Raw genomic sequence first — 17359 nt, 5'->3', positions numbered from 1 at the left:
CGTCTCGAAAATCGCGAGACGTGGGGCAGCCAATCAAAATTGTTTTTGGATTATTCGGAGGCGGCTTTCGAGTTCGAGAGCGGGCCGGCGAGGTCCCAGTCGTGGGGCGCGTAGTCGAGAGTCTGTTCGATGTGGAAGGTGACTTTACCGGCGCAGACTCGGCAGGCCGGCAAGACGTCGCCAGCAAGCACGATCACAAAATGGTCATGGCGGTGCTCCGCGTGTACCACGCGATAGACGCCGCTCAGGGCCACCTGGTCTCCTGGTGAGAGTGATTTTTTCACTGCGAACAACTGCCTTTTCGAGCGCTTGCCTACATCCATGAAGGGGCCCGGCAAAATCCTCAAGTAAAAACTGCCGATCTGCGCGGTTCGATTCAACTTGCACGAGAAAGGATGGATTCGGGGTCGGTTTATTTACTGGGGAAAATTTGCACGGGTTCGGGTAACGGTAAATTTTCCAAGCTGCTGGACGGAGTTGGGGTGCAAGTGTCCTGCCTTCAATGGGCCGATTTGGCAAGCCATCTGCCTTATCAAAGGGCATGGAAAAGAGCAAATTCAAGGTCATAGAAATACCGAGGAAGAATGACGGCTTCGGTGGAGATGGAGAGCTGCTGAGTTGCGGCGCCATCGTGGAACGAAGCGGGATCTACGAAGTTCTCCATGCGCCGCAGCACGCGGATGCTACGGGAAATACAGTGGTCGCGTTGCGTGGGGAGACGTTACAACCTTGCAAAGTGTGCGCTGAAGGCGTTCGCTTTCGCCTGGTATATGAGGCGCAACACGTGTCGGAGGACCCGGACTTTACGCCGGACCGCCGAGTTCGCAAATAAGAAACGCCAAGGCACTCGAGCTTTACTTCATAGCGAACTCTTCTACATTCAATTCGCGAAGGTACTTCGCAAAACCCGGACCGAGTTCCGGGTTTTTCAATGCGAATTCGACAGTCGCTTTGAGGAAGCCGAGTTTGTCGCCGGCGTCATGGCGCTTGCCTTCAAATTGGAAACCGTAGATTTTTTCGCGCTTGAGCAGGGCGCGAAGGCCATCGGTGAGCTGGATCTCGCCCCCTGCGCCGGTGGGGATGTTCTGGAGACAATCGAAGACCGTCGGCGTGAGGAGATAGCGGCCGATGATGGCCTGGTTCGAAGGAGCTTCTTCGGGTTTCGGTTTCTCGACGAGATCGCTGATCTCGAAGAGCCTTCCGGCGAATGGGCCGGATGTGACGGGCTTAGCGTCAAGCACACCATACGACGAGATCGCTTTGCCTTCGACAACCTGGGTGGCGATGACGGAGCATTGCGTCGCGTTGAAGACCTCGACCATCTGCTTGAGGCAAGACGGCTCGGCATCGATGACATCGTCAGCGAGGAGGACGGCGAAGGGTTCGTCGCCGACAAGCTCCTTCGACATCAGCACGGCGTGGCCGAGGCCGAGCGCTTCTTTCTGGCGCACATAGGCGACGTGGATCATGTCGGAAATTTTGCGGACGATGGAGAGGAGTTCGGTCTTGCCGCGCTCTTCGAGCATCTTCTCGAGTTCGTAGCTGACGTCGAAGTGGTCTTCGATGGAACTTTTGCCGCGTCCAGTGACGATAATGATCTGGTCGCAACCTGCGTCGAGCGCTTCTTCCACACCGTACTGGATGATCGGCTTGTCGACGATCGGGAGCATTTCCTTGGGTTGCGCTTTGGTGGCGGGAAGGAAGCGTGTGCCCAAGCCAGCGGCGGGGAAGACGGCTTTGCGGATGGTCTTCATGAGGTCCTCGATAAGGGCGAATACGAAAAACGTAAGATGCGTGTGGCCCGCTTTACGACGAAGGCGTTTGTATTTTAGCTACCGCGGCATCCGAAAGCTGCTGCAATAACGCGAGCAGACCATTTAGGACTTCGTCGGCCGTGATGGCCTTCAATGCGAATTTCAAGATTCCCTGGGGCGTGAACTTCGCACCCTTGGTGCGTCCGACAAACTTCGCCAGCTTCTCGGGATCGATCTGCGCCTTCTCGGTGAAGCGCATATTGATCTGGTCGCGCTGGCGATCGATGCCGGCGATACCAATGCGCTCGGCGAGCAAACGCAGGCGCGCGTACTGGATCAAGTTGCGCACGGGAGCGGGTGGCGCGCCGTATCGGTCCTGAAGTTCGGCGGCAACATCGTTGAGCTGCGGTTCGCCTTCCACGCCGGCGACGCGCTTGTACATGCGGAGGCGCTGGTTTTCTTCCTTGATGTACTCGGGAGGAATGCGGATGTTGAGGCCGAGGTTGAGTTGCGTCTCGGCCTGTTCTTCCTGCACCTCGCCCTTCATCTCGCGCACGGTGCGCTCGAGCATGGTGGTGTAGAGCTCGAAGCCGACAGCTTCAATCTGTCCGCTCTGTTCGCCGCCGAGAAGGTTGCCGGCACCACGGAGTTCGAGATCGAGTGCCGCGATTTTGAATCCTGCGCCAAGGTCGCTGAATTCTTTCAGTGCCGCGAGCCGGCGGCGCGCGAGTTCGGTGAGTTCGCGATCTGGAGGCACAAGCAAGTACGCGTAGGCGCGGCGATTGGAGCGGCCGACGCGTCCGCGGAGTTGGTAGAGCTCGCTAAGGCCGTGGCGATCGGCGCGGTTCACGATCATGGTGTTGCAAAGCGGGATGTCGAGGCCGTTCTCGATGATGGTGGTGGCGACGAGGATGTCGGCATCATGGCGCATGAACTTGAGCATGATGTCTTCGAGCTGACCTTCGCCCATTTGACCGTGGCCGACTAGGATCTTTGCTTTCGGCACTAACTCGTGAATCTTGTCGGAGATTTCGTAGATGCTCTCGACGCGGTTGTGCACGAAGTAAATCTGGCCTCCGCGATCGAGTTCCTGTTCGATGGCGCTCTTGATGAGCTTCTCGTCCCACTTGGCGACGACCGTCTGAATCGCCATGCGATCTTTGGGCGGCGTTTCGATTACGCTCATGTCGCGCAGGCCGAGGAGCGACATGTGCAGGGTGCGCGGAATCGGCGTGGCGGACATGGTGAGCACGTCCACTTCTTTGCGCAATTGCTTGAGACGCTCTTTGTGGCGGACACCGAAGCGCTGTTCTTCGTCGATGACGACCAGGCCGAGGTCGGGGAAGTGGATGTCTTTCGAGAGCACGCGGTGGGTGCCGATGAGGATGTCCACCTGGCCGTTGTTGACGCGCTCGACGATTTCCTTCTGCTGCTTGGCGGTGCGGAAGCGCGAGATCATCTCGACCTTCACGGGGAAGGCAGAGAAGCGGCGCTTGAAGGTTTCGAAGTGCTGGAACGCGAGGACTGTCGTCGGTGCAAGCACCGCGACTTGCTTGTTGTCGGAAACGGCCTTGAAGGCGGCGCGCATGGAGACTTCGGTTTTGCCGTAGCCTACGTCGCCGCAGAGCAGGCGGTCCATCGGCGTGTCGGACTCCATGTCCTGGCGGACATCGCGGATGGCGTTTTCCTGGTCTTCGGTCTCGTTGAATTCGAAGGCGTCGTCGAACTCGCGCTCGAATTGGCCAGTGGCACTGAAGGCGTGGCCCTTGGCAGTTTTGCGAGCGGCGTAAAGCTTGAGGAGTTCGTCGGCCATGTCTTTCATGGCCTTCTTTACTCGCGCTTTCGTCTTGGCCCATTGCTGCGTGCCGAGACGATTGAGCGCGGGCTTCACGCCTTCCGACGAGCGGTACTTCTGGATGAGGTCGAGACGCGTGAGCGGAACGTAGAGGCGCGCACCCTCGGCGTACTCGAGGATCATGAATTCGGCGGGCTCGCCATCGCCCTGGGCAATTTCCTTGAGGCCTTGATATTGGCCGATGCCGTGCTCGACGTGGACGACGTAGTCGTTGATGGTGAGATCGCGGAAGTCGGAGAGGAACGCGGATACTTTGGAACGCGAGCGTTTGGGCTGCTGTGCCGAGGCAACTTCGGATTCGTCGAAGAGATCGCGCGTACCGAAGAGGACGAAGCGCGATTCGGGCATCGCGACGCCTTCGGGCACGTAGGCCTTGACGACCGTGGTGGCGGAGAGGTCTTCGGCAAAGAAGCCTTGTTCCTCGATGTAGGTTTCCTGGCCGGGGCGCGTGGAGCGGCTACCGACGCGGAAGGGCACCATGTATTCGCTGAAGATGTCCGCGAGGCGCTCGACTTCGCCGGTGTTGGCGGCAGCGAAGAGAACGCGGCGGCCATCGGTGAGAAGGGCTTTGACTTCTTCGACCATCGCGGGGACGGAACCGTGGAACTTCGACGTGGACTGCGACTGGATCGCGATCTGCTCGCCGGACTCGCTGTACATGCCGAGTTGTTCGACGTCGGCGCCGGGGAGCGAGGCGATGCGTTGCTGCCAAGTGTCGGGTGAGTCGAGCAGATCTTCGGGGCGAACGAGGTGGCCGACGCCGCTGCGTTCGTGGCTCTGCTGTACGCGTTCCCACCAGGCTTCGAAGTCGCTCTCGATCTTGACTGGGTCGTCGCGGAGGACGGCGGCATTGGGGAGGAGGTCGAAGAGGCGCTGGTTGGCGGTGGCTCCGGCGTAGTACTCCCAGCCGGGGAAAACGGTGACGCCTTCGGCGCGCGCGATGGCTTCGAGAGTTTCTTCGTCGGCATCGAGACGGCGGCCGGAAAGCTTGGCGTGAATGGAGCCGAGGATGTCTTCCCGGACGGGCGTGTCGGAGAGCGGGAGGAGGACGACTTCGTCGGTGGCGCCGGCGGAGCGCTGGGTCTCGGTATCGAACTTGCGAATGGACTCGACTTCGTCGCCGAAGAGCTCGATGCGGACGGGGTGCTCGGATTCGGGCGGATAGATATCGAGAATGCCGCCGCGCAGCGCGTACTCGCCGGGCATTTCGACGACGTCTACGGTGCTGTAGCCGGAGGTATTGAGATGGGCGCGGAGCTCGTCGGAGTCGATGGAGTTGCCGCGGTTGATGACCTTGGTGAGGTCGAAGTAGAACTCGGCGGGGCGGTAGTGCATGGCCGTGGCGACGAATGGCGCGATGACAAAACGCGCGGTGCCGGAGACGATCTTCCAGAGCGCGGCGGCGCGGGCTTCCTGGATCTCAGGGTGCGGCGAGAGGTTCTCGTAGGGGAGAACGTCGTAGGCCGGGAGCATGACGACAGCGTCGGCGTGCGCGGTACCGGTGAGCTCGCAATAGGCCTGCACGATGGGGAGGAGTTCTTCCGCAGCGCGGTTGCTGGGGACGACGACGATCAGCGGCTTGAGAGTGGCTTTCGAGAAGAGGGCGTAATGCAGGGCACGAGCACTGGGGGTGAGTCCGGAGACACGTATCCGCCCCGTGCCGCTCTTTACCTGGGTGGCTGCACGCAGAAATTCAGGAGACTTTTCCACGTCCGCGAAGAGTTCGCGAACGAAGGGGAGAATCATTGCTTGATTATTTTAACAGCGCGGGCGGGGGAGGCAGGGGCTAAAGCCCCTTGCTTTTAGCGGGCGTGAATCGGCAGCGCTGAAGCGCTGCCCTGATACAAGGCAGCGCTGTGACACTCCTCACAAAATCGCTGCACTCCGGACTTGTAAGATACTTGGAATTCTTCGAAGGACGGACTCTTATGTCGCGCAAACTCGATCGTTCCCGCGAACTCCAGAAACGTGCTGAAGCCCTTATTCCCGGTGGGGTGAATTCACCCGTGCGTGCGTTCCGCGCCGTGGGAGGCGAACCGCCGATTTTGGTGCGCGGCGAAGGGGCGCGGGTGTTTGACGCCGATGGCAATGGGTATATCGATTACGTATTGTCGTGGGGGCCGTTGATTTTGGGGCATGCGTTCACGCCGGTGATCAATGCGATTGAGAAGGCGGCGGAGAAGGGCACTAGCTTTGGGGCGTCGACGCCGACGGAAGCCGATCTCGCGGAAGCCGTGGTGCATGCGATGCCGGCGATCGAGAAGATTCGGTTCGTGAGTTCGGGCACCGAGGCGACGATGTCGGCGATTCGTCTGGCGCGCGGATTTACCGGGCGCAAGTACATTGTGAAGTTCGAGGGCTGCTACCACGGGCACAGCGATTCGCTGCTGGTGAAGGCGGGTTCGGGCGTGGCGACGCTGGGGATCCCGGGATCGGCGGGCGTTCCCGATGAATTGGCGCAACTGACGCTGGCGCTGCCTTACAACAACGTCGCGGCTGTCGAGCAGGCATTCACGAAATTCAAAGGACAGATTGCATGCGTGATTGTTGAGCCGATTGTGGGCAACATGGGCTGTGTGCCTCCGGCCGCTGATTATTTGCAGGCGTTGAGCGACATCACGAAGCGCGAAGGTGCGGTGCTGATCGTGGATGAAGTGATGACGGGATTCCGCGTGGCGTATGGCGGCGCGCAGGAACTGTATGGACTGAAGCCGGACCTGGTCACGCTGGGGAAGATCATCGGCGGTGGGTTACCGGTGGCGGCGTATGGCGGGCGTAAGGACATCATGGACAAGATTGCGCCGTTGGGGCCGGTATACCAGGCGGGAACGCTGTCGGGGAATCCACTGGCGATGGCGGCGGGGTTGGCAATGCTCTGCCATCTACGCGATAACGCGATGGAGATCTATCCGCGACTCGATCAACTGAGCGCAGATCTTGTGAATCGTGTGCTCGATGCGGCGCGGGAAGCAGGTGTCGCGCTGACGGCGAACCGAGTGGGATCGATGTTTACCTGGTTCTTTACCGACAAGCATGTGACCGATTGGGACTCGGCAGCGACTTGCGACACGAAGCAATTCGGACAGTTTCACGGCGCGATGCTGGATGCAGGGGTGTGGCTGCCGCCGGCGCAATTCGAGGCGGCGTTCTTGTCATCGGCGCACACCGAGCAGGACATTGACGATACGGTGGCGGCGGCGAGAGAGGCGTTCGCGATTCTTTAGTGCTGTGATGCCCGGGCAGTATCGCCTCCCACCCTCCGGCTAAAGCCGGAAGGGTGGGGCACCCACATTTTTCCCTTCCACACTCACCTTCCAGATTTACGCGAAGGCTTCTTTGCCTTCGTCGGCGGTGGGGCCGTAGATGGCGGGGACCGGCGTGGAGGTCAGCCGCAGGTAAACCGTCAGCTGACCGCGATGGTGCGCCAGGTGGTTGATCACTGAATCGCGAATATCAATGTGCCGTGGCCGATCGGTGATGACGTGGCCGCGGGCCATGAATTTCCAATTCGTCTCCAGGTGCGCGTCGGTAGTGTTGCGGAGTGCGGTGATCGCTCGCTGCAATGCTTCTTCATGCATTTGAAGAAGTTGTGCGCGCGATTCCATCTCCGGCTGTTGATAGCCGGGGCCGTCTTTGGGCGCGATGTCGAACTCGTCGATGTTCACCATGAATTCCACCCAGCCGACCATGGTAGCGACGAGCACGGCGAGGCGGCCAAGTTCCATGGACTTCTCGTGCGGCTTCCAGTCGTTGCGTCCTTCGGGGACGCGCTCTATTACGTGGCGGGTCGCTTCGGCCTCACGTTCGATGTCGGCGATGAAGAGTTCCGTAAGTTTCATGTTCTGCCATCCTTTCGAACCACGCTGATGACATTAGCCGGCCATATATGACATCTGATGTCATAATTAGCCGCGCATACTTTTTCTCGTGGGACGAATGGCAAATGCGGGCTGACCGGCTGCTCTCGATGTTGTTGCTGCTGCAGGCGCACGGGCGAATGACCGGGCGGGATCTGGCGGAGCGGCTGGAAGTGTCGGAGCGCACGGTGCACCGGGACATGGAGTCGTTGAGTGCGTCGGGAGTGCCGGTATATGCGGTGCGCGGGGCGCAGGGTGGGTGGCAGCTTGAGGAGAACTGGCGCACGCAGGTGCCGGGGCTGGACGAAGCCGAACTGCGCGGATTAATGATGGCGCAGCCGCGGGTAGTGGGAGACGCGAAGTTGGCATCGGCGGCGCAGCGGGCGCTGGAGAAGCTGATGGCGGCGCTGCCGGCGTCGTTGCGGGAGCAGGCGGCGTCGATTCGCGAGCGGCTGTATGTGGATACGGGTGGATGGCGTCCGCATCTCGAGAATTTGGCGATGCTGCCGCTGGTGCAAGACGCAGTGGCACGCGATCGCAAGTTGACCATGGTGTATTGCAAGCCGAATGGAGAGCGCAGCGAGAGGACGGTGGATCCGCTGGGCGTGGTGGCGAAGGGGAGCGCGTGGTACCTGGTGGCAAATACGTCGGCGGGGCTGCGGACGTTTCGGGTATCGCGGATTGAGCAGGCGACGCCGTTGGTGAAGGCGAGCAAGCGTCCGCGAGACTTTAATCTCGCGCGCTATTGGAGCGAGACGGCGAAGCGGTTGGCGGAGAGTTGGAGGACGTATCCGGTGACGCTGCGGCTTGACGCGCGGACGGCGCGATGGATGCGCACTTGGAGTGCGGCGCGCGAGGTGCGTTCCACAGACGATGACGATTGGACGACGATGGAGCTTGAGTTCAACCACGAGGAAGAGGCGGCTTTCGTGGTGCTCGGGCTTGGGGCGTCGGTGAAAGTGATCGAGCCGGCGGCCCTGCGCGAACGAGTGCGCAGAGCGGCGACCGCGATCCTGGCGATGGAAAGCTAAACCTATTCGTAAATCTCGCGGCCTTCGTCGGCGGATGGGCCGTAGATCGCTGGGACGGAAGCGGAGAGCAGGCGCAGGTAAACGGTGAGTTGCCCGCGATGATGCGCGAGGTGGTTTAGCACGGTGTCGCGAATCATCACGTGACGCGGACCTTCGGACATCACTTTGCCCTTCGCGAGTAGCTTCCAATGGGTTTGCAGGTGCTCCTCATTTGTCTTCTGCAACGCGGCGACGGCTTTCTTGACGGCAGCGCTGTGGGCTTCGAGGAGCTTCTCGCGCGATGAGACGTCAACTTTCGGCCAATTTCCGCCGCCCTTCGGCGCAACGTCGAGTTCATCACGATTGATCATGAAATCCGTCCACTCGACCATGGTTGTGACCATGTAAACGAGGGGGCCGAGTTCCATGGATTTTTCGTGAGGCTTGTACTTTTCGTGGCCCATGGGGACGCGTTCGAGGACTTTGCGGGTGGCTTCAGCGTCACGTTCGATATCGGCGATCAGCAGTTCGGTCAATTTCATCGTTACCCTCGTGTTGTGTTGGAAGATGCATCGGGTGAACGCCGGGTTACTCTCGGCATCGCGGCATGATTGCCTCCGTGGGGGATTCCCGCTACTATCCGAAAAGCGTGGCAAACGGCGAAAAATCCGACCAGCGGGAGCGTCTGGTTTCGGCGATTCCTGTCGAAGACGATTCCTCCTTTGAACTGAAGCTGCGGCCGCAATGGCTGCGCGAGTTTATCGGGCAACCGAAGGTGAAAGAGAACCTGGCGGTGGCAATCGAAGCCGCTCGTTCACGCGGCGAGGCGCTCGATCACGTGCTGCTCTATGGGCCGCCGGGGCTGGGGAAAACGACGCTGGCGAACATCATCGCCAACGAGATGCAGGCGCAATTCCAGCAGACATCCGGGCCAACGCTGCAAATCAAGGGCGACCTGACGGCGATCCTTACCAATGTTCGCGATAAGCAGGTGCTGTTTATTGATGAAGTGCATCGCTTGCAGCCGGCGCTGGAAGAGCTGCTGTATTCCGCGGTGGAGGATTATAAGCTCGACATCATTATTGGGCAGGGGCCGTCGGCGCGGACACACACCATTGATGTAGCACCGTTCACGCTGGTTGCGGCGACGACCCGGGCCGGGTTACTTTCGGCACCGCTGCGCTCCCGTTTCGGCATCGTATTGCGGCTCGAGTTTTATACGACGGAAGATTTGAAGATCATCCTGAAACGTTCTGCCGAAATATTGAATGTCGAGATCGATGAGGGTGGTGCGGCTGAGATTGCGACGCGATGCCGTGGGACACCGCGCATTGCGAACCGGTTGTTAAGGCGCGTCCGCGATTATGCGCAGGTGCGCGGAGCAGGGAAGATTGACCGCGAAACCGCGCAGAAGGCGCTGGAAATGCTGGAAGTGGACCAGCATGGGTTCGATGAAGTGGACCGCCGACTGATGCTGACGATCATCGAGAAGTACCAGGGTGGGCCGGTGGGGCTGAACACGCTGGCGGCATCGCTGGCAGAAGAGACGGACGCGATCGAGGAGATTTACGAACCGTTCCTGATCCAGTTGGGGTTCCTCGATCGAACGCCGAGGGGAAGGGTGGCAACCCATTTGGCGTACGAGTACTTCAAAATGAAGCCACCCAAAAAGCAGGATAGCCTTTTCTAGGCGACGTGAAGTAAATTTGGGAAAGTTAGCCGCGAGGAAAACAGTTTGAGTTTGATGTCACGGCCAATTCGTCTGCACAACCAGCAACAGGAGACGCCGCTGTATCTGTGCGCGTTTTCCGGAGACATTCCCGTGGAGCAGATGGCGCGGCTTGGCGCATCGCTGGGTAAGTTGCCGGGGCTGACCGAGGCATATTTGTGCGAGACCAACGACCAGCCGAATCGTCCTGAGAATGCTGATCCGATCCTCGTGCTGGTGGTGAATAAAGAGCTCGAGGCTGGCATTTCGAGTTATACGGAAGCGCTTGTTCATCGGTTATTTCCCGAAGGGCCGCAATTCGAGATCTGGATCACGAGCGCCGATACCGACGTCGTCACGGACGTTAAGAAGGTTTCCGGGCCGCTTGACCTCTTTCCGGAAGGCCTGACCTGGCGGATGTAGTTGTTGCCTGCTTCGGGTACCTTCGTAAAATTCTTCTGCACATACGGCATTCAACCGTTATAGGATTCCCGCCGATCATTGATTGGAGACCGTAGCTATTTTCCTGGAGGGAGCTGCTTCGGTGAGCGCGGGCCTTTTTGCGCGGGAATTGGGCCCAGCGCAGAAGATCCTCGCGACGGCGGCTCTCGCCTTCGCGGCGTTCGGCTGCGCTCTGCACCCGTACGTTTATCACGACTTCCTCATCGTGCCGTACTTCGCGGTGGGGCTTGCCTGCATTCTTATTCTTCAACTGAGAGTCATGCCCTCGGTACGCGATGCTATCGCGGTCGTCGTGCTTGGATTGGCGCTGCTGCAGGTGGACCTGCGGCTGCTTGGGTACGCGACATCTGCGATGGCGGTGTTGTCGTTGTTCGGGTTGGCGAGTTTGCTGGTGCTGGGATGGCGTGCGATTTGGGGCAAAGCGAAAGCAGACGCGTTGCACCGGGCTTTTGTGGCCGCAATAGGGTTGGGCGTTTGCGTGGCATTTACGGGCCTCTATATCGAGCGCAGTGCCTTCTGGCAGACGAAGATGTACGACCTGTTTTTGTATTCCTTTGACGCGAGCCTGGGAGGACAGTGGACGTTCCGGCTGGCGCAGTTTACGGCGCACCATCCAGGGGCTCATTTTGTGTCGGCGATGGTCTACAACGTGGTGCTCGTGCCACCGGCACTGGTGTATGCGGCGCTATTGAATGACGAGCGTCGTGCGCGGACTGCGCTCTGGGCGTTTCTGATTGTGGGCCCGCTGGCGTGCGTGTGTTTCCTGCTCTTTCCAGCGACGGGGCCGGTGTATGCGTTCAAGACCTTTCCGATGTTGGCCGTTCCTGCTGGCGAGATCGCACGACTGGTTCCAGGGCCGGTCGGGATCAGCGGGCCGAGAAATGCGATTCCATCGTTGCACTTTGCGTGGGTACTGCTGGCGTATTGGAACTCGCGAGACACGAAGGCAGCGATTCGTGTTTTTTGTGCAGTGATGCTCGCGCTGACGATCTACGCGACGTTGGAGACGGGTGAGCACTACGGCGTGGATCTTCTGGTGGCGGTGCCGTTCGCGCTGGGGATCCAGGCGTTGGCGATGTGGCTGGGTGGGATTCGAAGCCGGTGCGTCACGCAGGCGATCTTTGTGCCGCTAGGGATCACCGTTGCATGGTTCGTGTTGCTGAGGTTCTGCAACCGCGTTTGTTGGGTTTCTGCGGTTGTGCCATGGGCAGCGGTGCTGCTAACGCTTGGAGCATGCCTGTATCTGTATCGGCGGCTGGTGGCCGTGCAGAAGGAATCCGGCTCTATCGAAAAGCAGAGCGTGTCGCGAGAGACGACGGATTTGGTGCACGCAGGATCTGCGGGCTAAGGGTATAAGGCAAGAAAAATCCCCTGGTGTTTAGAATGAAGCCTTGATGTCCACCTTTGTCCGTTCATACGCGAAGATCAATCTTGGGCTGCGCATTGGGCCGCGGCGCGCGGATGGGTTTCACGATCTGCGCACGATGTACACGACGATCGCGTTGCACGAGCTTGTTTCGGTTGAAGTCGAAGACGGCGACGGGATCGAGATCCGGTGTGACGATCCGCGGGTGCCTTGCGATTCGACGAATACGTGCCACAAGGCGGCGGCGCTGGTGTTGGAGGCGCTCGGTCTGCGCTCTAAGGTATTGATTTCCATCGAGAAGCGGCTGCCGGTACAGGGTGGACTCGGGGCAGCTTCTGGGAATGCGATTGCGACGATTTTTGGGCTGGAGCGGATGCTGGGGAAGGAGCTTTCGGCCAAAGAAAGGGCAGAGATTGCCGAGAAGATCGGATCCGACCTTAACTTGTTCTTATACGGTGGGTTAACGTTGGGTACCGGGCGCGGCGAGGAGGTCTGGCCGCTGCCGGATTTGCCATCGCTGCCGCTGGTGATCGTGACGCCGGAGGTCGGAGTGTCGACGCCGGTGGCATTTAAGGCGTGGGATTCATTGACCCATCCGGAGGGCTCCGTTACAATAAATGAGTTCAACCATCTCGTTTACGAGTGGTTGTCTGCATCCGGTGTTCCCGCCTTGAGCGGGGACCGGGCCGAGACGCTGCTTCTCGACCTTGTCCGAACCGGGATTTCGAACGACTTCGAACGCGTTGTCTTTCCAGAAATTCCCGTATTACGAGAGGTCAAGTGTGCGCTCGAGCGCGAAGGCGCTTTGTATGCGTCGCTTTCCGGCTCAGGTTCAACCTTGTATGGGTTGTTTCGTTCGTCTGCGGAAGCATCGACAGCGGCGGAGCGGTTGAACTCGAGCGGGCTGAAAGCGACGGCGACACAGACCTTGCCGCGTGAGCAGTACTGGCGGGAAATGTTTCAGTAATCAAGTGTTGGGCGATCGACTAATGGTAGGTCAAGTGCCTTTGGAGCACTTTGTCTAGGTTCGAATCCTAGTCGCCCAGCCAGTTTGATCACCTGAGGGGTGAGGGAGGCGATAGGGGTCCTTCGACTCCGTTTCGCTTTGCGAAACTCCGCTCAGGATGACATGACTTAGAAGCTGTAACGCGGTATGCAAGCGATGTGACTGGTCAGAAACTGGGCTGGTTTTAACTACAACGCCTTTCGAGGATGAGGATGAGATGGACACAGCTGCAAAACCAAGCGCGGTGCAACCTCAGAACAGCAGTTCGGCGGAAGTCGGAACCATCGTTACCGGCGGAGAACGAAAAGTGAACCCCGGACCCGATCCGAAAAACGATCGTAAGCCGACGCGGACGCCGGATCCGAAGTTCAAGATTTTTTCCGGGGCGGCGAATGAACCGCTCGCGCAAGAAATTTGCGCGTTCCTTGGAATTCCGCTGGGACAGACAAAGCTCACCAAGTTTTCGGATGGCGAGATTTATGTCCAGATCCTCGAAAACGTGCGCGGGGGGGACATCTTCCTGGTGCAGCCGACGTGTCACCCGGTGGACCATCACTTGATGCAGTTGCTGCTGATGATTGACGCGTTGAAGCGCGCCTCGGCACGACGCATTACGACGGTGATTCCGTATTTTGGCTATGCGCGTCAGGACCGCAAGGACAAGCCGCGTGTTCCGGTGAGCGCGAAGCTCGTCGCCGATTTGCTGACGACGGCCGGTGCGGATCGCGCACTCGTTGTTGACTTGCACGCGCCGCAGATCCAGGGCTTCTTCAATATCCCGGTGGACCATTTATTTGGATCACCGGTGTTGGTGGACTACTTCAAGAAGCTGGAACTGCCCGATCTGACCGTGGTTTCGCCGGACGCGGGCGGTGTGGAACGCGCCAGGTTCTTTGCGAAGAAGATGGATTCGGCGCTGGCGATTGTGGACAAACGCCGCACCGACATGAACGTGACCGAGGTGATGCACGTGATCGGCGATGTACACGGCCGGACGTGCTTGATCCTCGACGACATTATCGATACCGCGGGAACGCTGGTGAAGACGGCCCAGGCCCTGGCGGATGCAGGCGCTTCGGAGGTTTACGCATGCGCCTCGCACGCTGTGCTTTCGGGAGAAGCGATTAATCGCATCTCGAAGTCGGTGCTCAAGGAGTTAGTTGTAACCAACACGATTCCCCTGACGGATGCCGGCAAAGCCGAGCCCAAGATCAAGGTGCTCTCGATTGCCGGATTGATCGCTCGCGCGATCCAGTCGATTCACGAAGAGACCTCCGTCAGCAAACTGTTTTTGTAAAGGAACGAGATTATGGCGATAACAGAAAACACAGTTACAGCACAATCGCGGAAGGCCGGCGGCAAGAATGACGCTCGCCGCGTCCGCAAAACCGGCATGGTTCCCGCTGCAGTTTACGGTGCGGGCAAAGATCCCGTGGCGGTTACGGTGGACCCGAAGGCAGTGAGCAAGATCCTGCGCTCTGAGACGGGCCACAACACGATTTTCGACCTGGCAGTGAACGGTGGCGCCGAGAAGGTGATGATCGTTGACTGGCAGTACGAGCCTCTGAAGGGCAAGCTCCTGCACGTGGACCTCAAGCGCATCGCGATGGACAAGGTGCTGCGCGTGAGCGTGCCGGTGATTCTGCAGGGCACGGCGGAAGGCGTGAAGAACGAGGGCGGCATTCTTGAGCAGCTGATCCGCGAAGTCGAGATCGAGTGCTTGCCGGCCGACATTCCACGGGCGATCTTTGCCGATGTCACGCCCCTGAAGCATGGCGATAACCTGCGCGTGAAGGACCTTGCGCATGGCGACAAGCTGAAGTTCATCACGGACGAAGACCAGATGGTCGCGCACGTGACCCACGTGAAGGAAGAAGTGGTTGCTACGCCCGACGCGGTTGCGGCGGAAGCGGGTGCTACTCCGGCCGAGCCCGAGGTTATCAAGAAGGGCAAGACGGAAGTCGAGGGCGCCGAGGGTGGCGACGAGAAGAAGGCAGAGAAGAAGAAGTAGTTCTTCTTCTGGCCGCGAACAGCAGGTCCTTCGTCGCTGCGCTCCTCTGGATGACAAGAGAGGGTGTCGCGGGTTCGAGAGTCGTGCTGGCTCGCGCGAAGCGTTACGAGGAACAGCAGGGGAAAGACGGCGTGAAACTGATAGTGGGGCTCGGCAATCCGGGCATGCAGTATCAGTTCACGCCGCATAACCTGGGGTTCCTGGCGGTGGACCGGATTGCCGAGAAGTACGGGATCCGGGTGGCGAACCGGAATTGCAAGGCGCTTACCGGCCGCGGAGTAATTGAGGGAGTGGATGTAGTCCTGGCGAAGCCGGAGACCTACATGAACCTCAGCGGCGCGTCGGTTCAAGAGCTCGTGAGTGAGCTTGAGATCGACGGGACTAAGGACATGATCGTGATCTATGACGATCTCGATCTGCCGTATGGAAGCATACGGGTCCGGGAGCGGGGCAGTGCCGGAGGCCACAACGGGGTGCAAAGCATTATCGGCGCCCTGGATACGCAGGAGTTTTTGCGGATCCGCATTGGGATTGCGCCTGAGTTCAAGTTGAGCGACGGCGCCAGTTACGTTCTTTCGCAGTTGAAGAAGTCGCAGTTGCCGGTAGTGGACCAGGCATTGGATGACGCGGCCGAGGCCGTGAAGGTCATTCTGAGAGAAGGTCCAGGGCCGGCGATGAACCGGTTCAACCGGAAGCCTGAGCCGCCAGAGAGTGGTGGCGAAGTGGCTGCGAAGTAGAGATTGGGTCATTCGTAGCGATAGGGATCCTTCGCTCAGGATGACAAGAAGAGATTGGAGAAAACGAATGCAGCGTACGTATGAAGTGATGTTCATCGTTCGGCCGGATCTGACCGACGAGGACCTGGACAAGCTAGTTTCCACTCTGGAGACGCAGGTGGGCACGGCGGGTGGCACGATTAAGTCTGTCGACAAGATGGGCAAGCGCCGCTTGGCGTATGAAGTCAGCACGTTCACGGACGGGATGTACATCCTGTTCACGATTGAAGGCGAAGGCGCGCTGATTAAAGAAGTCGAGCGCCGCCTGCGCGTTCAGGAACAGGTGATTAAGTTCATCACCGTGCGCGTGGACGAAGAGCAGAAGCGTTTGGCGAAGGTGAAGGCGATCCGCGACACGAAGGTTCGTGGCAAGGGTACGCGAGCGGCCGAGCAGGCTGCAGCGGCGGAAGCGGCTGCACCGGCAGCGGCTCCGGCTGAGCCGGCGAGTGCGGAACCGGCGCCGGCTGTCTAGTCGTACGGGTTTGAGATTTACGTGGCGATAGGGGTCCTTCGACTCCACGCGCGGCGCGCGCTCCGCTCAGGATGACAAGGGGCGCAAAAGTTTGGTAGAGAGATTGGAGAAGGAAATGGCTGACGAAACGACAGTAAGCACGCCTGCAGCATCGGGCACGGAAACTCCCAGCACTGGCGGTGGCGGTGCGCCCCAAGGTCGTCCGCAAGGCGGGCCTCGTGGCGATCGTGGACCGCGTCCGGGTGGCTCGGGACGCGATGGCGGACGGAAGTTTTTCCGCCGCAAGAAGGTTTGCAAGTTCTGCGTCGAGAAGATTGACGCGATCGACTACAAGGACGTGCGCCTGCTCGGGCAGTTCGTGGCCGAGAGCGGCAAGATCGTTCCGCGGCGTTTGACGGGCGTCTGCACGCCGCACCAGCGGCGGCTCAGTGACGCGATCAAGCAGGCGCGCAACATCGCCCTGCTGCCGTTCGCGAGCGCTCGATAGGCCGCGGGAACAGCAGATCCCTCGGAGCGCTGACGCACTCCTCGGGATGACAAGAGTGAGCAGTGGAGCTGCGCGCCTGATTGTAGGCTGATCGCGGCGCACCAAAATTTGGACGGAGTTACGACGATGGAAGTCATTCTGAAGCAAGACGTAGAAAAGCTCGGTCACCAGGGCGACGTGGTGAAGGTGGCCGAAGGATATGGCCGCAACTACCTGCTGCCGAAAAAGCTCGCGATTGAAGCGACGGCCGCGAACAAGGCCGTGATCGAGCAGATGAAGGCCGCCGCGGTGCGCCGCATTGCGCGCGAGAAGACGGATGCCGAATCTCTCGCGAAGCAGTTCGACGGAGTTACCGTGACGTTCACCCGCCGCGCCGGCGAAAGCAACCAGCTCTTCGGTTCGGTTACCACTTCCGACATCGCGACAGAACTCGAGCACAAGGGCTTTAAGCTCGATCGCCGCAAGTTGTCGCTGGTGGAACCGATTAAGACCACTGGCGATTTCAAGGTGGCCCTGAAGCTGCACCGCGACGTGACGGTTGATATCCCGGTACACGTTGCGAAGGAAGCGGAAGTCGCAGCGCAGTAAGCCTCCG

At 59.6% G+C, this 17359-nt stretch carries 18 protein-coding genes and 1 tRNA gene; 14 read left to right on the top strand and 5 right to left on the bottom strand.

The features are described 5' to 3' along the window. Window positions 1–50: 50 nt before the first annotated feature. Window positions 51–254, bottom strand: coding sequence for a hypothetical protein (locus ACID345_RS23685; protein ID WP_148210245.1), 204 nt, complete (start codon window positions 252–254; stop codon window positions 51–53). Between the two features lie 287 nt (window positions 255–541). On the opposite strand from ACID345_RS23685, the gene ACID345_RS23680 reads away from it, so the two are divergent. Then, entirely contained in the window at window positions 542–832 is a 291-nt protein-coding gene (locus tag ACID345_RS23680; protein ID WP_148210244.1) for a hypothetical protein, read from the top strand. 22 nt (window positions 833–854) lie between these two features. Here ACID345_RS23680 and galU read toward each other — a convergent pair whose 3' ends face one another. Together galU and mfd are read right to left on the bottom strand one after the other, a co-directional pair. After that, window positions 855–1754 carry a UTP--glucose-1-phosphate uridylyltransferase GalU gene (gene galU / locus ACID345_RS23675; protein ID WP_011525347.1) on the bottom strand — a complete coding sequence of 300 codons (900 nt, stop codon included), beginning with the start codon at window positions 1752–1754 and terminating at the stop codon, window positions 855–857. A gap of 52 nt (window positions 1755–1806) precedes the next feature. Beyond that, window positions 1807–5355: a transcription-repair coupling factor gene (gene mfd, locus ACID345_RS23670; RefSeq protein ID WP_011525346.1), complete on the bottom strand. Its 3549-nt coding sequence runs from the start codon at window positions 5353–5355 to the stop codon at window positions 1807–1809. A 182-nt stretch (window positions 5356–5537) separates the two neighbouring features. On the opposite strand from mfd, the gene hemL reads away from it, so the two are divergent. Continuing rightward, on the top strand, window positions 5538–6833 hold the full coding sequence (gene hemL / locus ACID345_RS23665) for a glutamate-1-semialdehyde 2,1-aminomutase (RefSeq protein WP_011525345.1): 1296 nt from the start codon (window positions 5538–5540) through the stop codon (window positions 6831–6833). Between the two features lie 96 nt (window positions 6834–6929). Here hemL and ACID345_RS23660 read toward each other — a convergent pair whose 3' ends face one another. Beyond that, window positions 6930–7448, bottom strand: a complete 519-nt coding sequence (locus ACID345_RS23660) for a DinB family protein (RefSeq protein WP_011525344.1) — start codon at window positions 7446–7448, stop codon at window positions 6930–6932. A 104-nt stretch (window positions 7449–7552) separates the two neighbouring features. On the opposite strand from ACID345_RS23660, the gene ACID345_RS23655 reads away from it, so the two are divergent. Further along, complete coding sequence (locus ACID345_RS23655; RefSeq protein WP_011525343.1) at window positions 7553–8497, top strand: helix-turn-helix transcriptional regulator; 945 nt, start codon at window positions 7553–7555, stop codon at window positions 8495–8497. 2 nt (window positions 8498–8499) lie between these two features. Here ACID345_RS23655 and ACID345_RS23650 read toward each other — a convergent pair whose 3' ends face one another. After that, entirely contained in the window at window positions 8500–9018 is a 519-nt protein-coding gene (locus ACID345_RS23650) for a DinB family protein (RefSeq protein WP_011525342.1), read from the bottom strand. A 65-nt stretch (window positions 9019–9083) separates the two neighbouring features. On the opposite strand from ACID345_RS23650, the gene ruvB reads away from it, so the two are divergent. The 11 genes from ruvB (at window position 9084) to rplI (ending at window position 17352) form a co-directional block, all read left to right on the top strand. Continuing rightward, window positions 9084–10166, top strand: a complete 1083-nt coding sequence (gene ruvB, locus ACID345_RS23645) for a Holliday junction branch migration DNA helicase RuvB (RefSeq protein ID WP_011525341.1) — start codon at window positions 9084–9086, stop codon at window positions 10164–10166. Between the two features lie 45 nt (window positions 10167–10211). Beyond that, window positions 10212–10607, top strand: coding sequence for a hypothetical protein (locus ACID345_RS23640; RefSeq protein WP_148210242.1), 396 nt, complete (start codon window positions 10212–10214; stop codon window positions 10605–10607). A gap of 121 nt (window positions 10608–10728) precedes the next feature. Further along, entirely contained in the window at window positions 10729–11994 is a 1266-nt protein-coding gene (locus ACID345_RS23635; protein ID WP_011525339.1) for a phosphatase PAP2 family protein, read from the top strand. Window positions 11995–12040: 46 nt separating this feature from the next. Beyond that, a complete protein-coding gene (ispE, locus tag ACID345_RS23630) occupies window positions 12041–12979 on the top strand; it encodes a 4-(cytidine 5'-diphospho)-2-C-methyl-D-erythritol kinase (protein ID WP_011525338.1) in 939 nt (312 codons plus the stop codon). 8 nt (window positions 12980–12987) lie between these two features. Then, window positions 12988–13061, top strand: a tRNA-Gln gene (locus ACID345_RS23625). Window positions 13062–13235: 174 nt separating this feature from the next. After that, window positions 13236–14315: a ribose-phosphate diphosphokinase gene (locus tag ACID345_RS23620; protein WP_011525337.1), complete on the top strand. Its 1080-nt coding sequence runs from the start codon at window positions 13236–13238 to the stop codon at window positions 14313–14315. A gap of 12 nt (window positions 14316–14327) precedes the next feature. After that, window positions 14328–15029: a 50S ribosomal protein L25 gene (locus ACID345_RS23615; RefSeq protein ID WP_011525336.1), complete on the top strand. Its 702-nt coding sequence runs from the start codon at window positions 14328–14330 to the stop codon at window positions 15027–15029. A 131-nt stretch (window positions 15030–15160) separates the two neighbouring features. Continuing rightward, window positions 15161–15766, top strand: coding sequence for an aminoacyl-tRNA hydrolase (gene pth, locus ACID345_RS23610; RefSeq protein WP_041857166.1), 606 nt, complete (start codon window positions 15161–15163; stop codon window positions 15764–15766). Window positions 15767–15833: 67 nt separating this feature from the next. Further along, complete coding sequence (rpsF, locus tag ACID345_RS23605) at window positions 15834–16277, top strand: 30S ribosomal protein S6 (protein WP_011525334.1); 444 nt, start codon at window positions 15834–15836, stop codon at window positions 16275–16277. A gap of 115 nt (window positions 16278–16392) precedes the next feature. Next, window positions 16393–16764 (top strand): 30S ribosomal protein S18, encoded by a 372-nt coding sequence (gene rpsR, locus ACID345_RS27445; protein ID WP_011525333.1) that lies wholly within the window; start codon window positions 16393–16395, stop codon window positions 16762–16764. 126 nt (window positions 16765–16890) lie between these two features. Further along, window positions 16891–17352, top strand: coding sequence for a 50S ribosomal protein L9 (rplI, locus tag ACID345_RS23595; RefSeq protein ID WP_011525332.1), 462 nt, complete (start codon window positions 16891–16893; stop codon window positions 17350–17352). Window positions 17353–17359 lie beyond the last annotated feature (7 nt).

The sequence above is a fragment of the Candidatus Koribacter versatilis Ellin345 genome, from assembly GCF_000014005.1.
GTDB lineage: Bacteria > Acidobacteriota > Terriglobia > Terriglobales > Acidobacteriaceae > Korobacter > Korobacter versatilis_A.
The sequence above is the reverse complement of the archived record's forward strand: the minus strand, read 5'-3'. Positions and strand labels throughout refer to the sequence as shown.

What these genes read in the sequence shown, in the direction of transcription:
- ACID345_RS23680 (WP_148210244.1), top strand. Translation starts at nt 542, where the DNA reads ATGGAAAAGAGCAAATTCAAGGTCATAGAAATACCGAGGAAGAATGAC.
- ACID345_RS23650 (WP_011525342.1), bottom strand. Translation starts at nt 9,018, where the DNA reads ATGAAATTGACCGAACTGCTGATCGCCGATATCGAACGTGACGCTGAA.
- ACID345_RS23615 (WP_011525336.1), top strand. Translation starts at nt 14,328, where the DNA reads ATGGCGATAACAGAAAACACAGTTACAGCACAATCGCGGAAGGCCGGC.
- galU (WP_011525347.1), bottom strand. Translation starts at nt 1,754, where the DNA reads ATGAAGACCATCCGCAAAGCCGTCTTCCCCGCCGCTGGCTTGGGCACA.
- rplI (WP_011525332.1), top strand. Translation starts at nt 16,891, where the DNA reads ATGGAAGTCATTCTGAAGCAAGACGTAGAAAAGCTCGGTCACCAGGGC.
- mfd (WP_011525346.1), bottom strand. Translation starts at nt 5,355, where the DNA reads ATGATTCTCCCCTTCGTTCGCGAACTCTTCGCGGACGTGGAAAAGTCT.
- ACID345_RS23655 (WP_011525343.1), top strand. Translation starts at nt 7,553, where the DNA reads ATGCGGGCTGACCGGCTGCTCTCGATGTTGTTGCTGCTGCAGGCGCAC.
- ACID345_RS23620 (WP_011525337.1), top strand. Translation starts at nt 13,236, where the DNA reads ATGGACACAGCTGCAAAACCAAGCGCGGTGCAACCTCAGAACAGCAGT.
- rpsF (WP_011525334.1), top strand. Translation starts at nt 15,834, where the DNA reads ATGCAGCGTACGTATGAAGTGATGTTCATCGTTCGGCCGGATCTGACC.
- ACID345_RS23660 (WP_011525344.1), bottom strand. Translation starts at nt 7,448, where the DNA reads ATGAAACTTACGGAACTCTTCATCGCCGACATCGAACGTGAGGCCGAA.
- hemL (WP_011525345.1), top strand. Translation starts at nt 5,538, where the DNA reads ATGTCGCGCAAACTCGATCGTTCCCGCGAACTCCAGAAACGTGCTGAA.
- rpsR (WP_011525333.1), top strand. Translation starts at nt 16,393, where the DNA reads ATGGCTGACGAAACGACAGTAAGCACGCCTGCAGCATCGGGCACGGAA.
- ispE (WP_011525338.1), top strand. Translation starts at nt 12,041, where the DNA reads ATGTCCACCTTTGTCCGTTCATACGCGAAGATCAATCTTGGGCTGCGC.
- ruvB (WP_011525341.1), top strand. Translation starts at nt 9,084, where the DNA reads ATGATTGCCTCCGTGGGGGATTCCCGCTACTATCCGAAAAGCGTGGCA.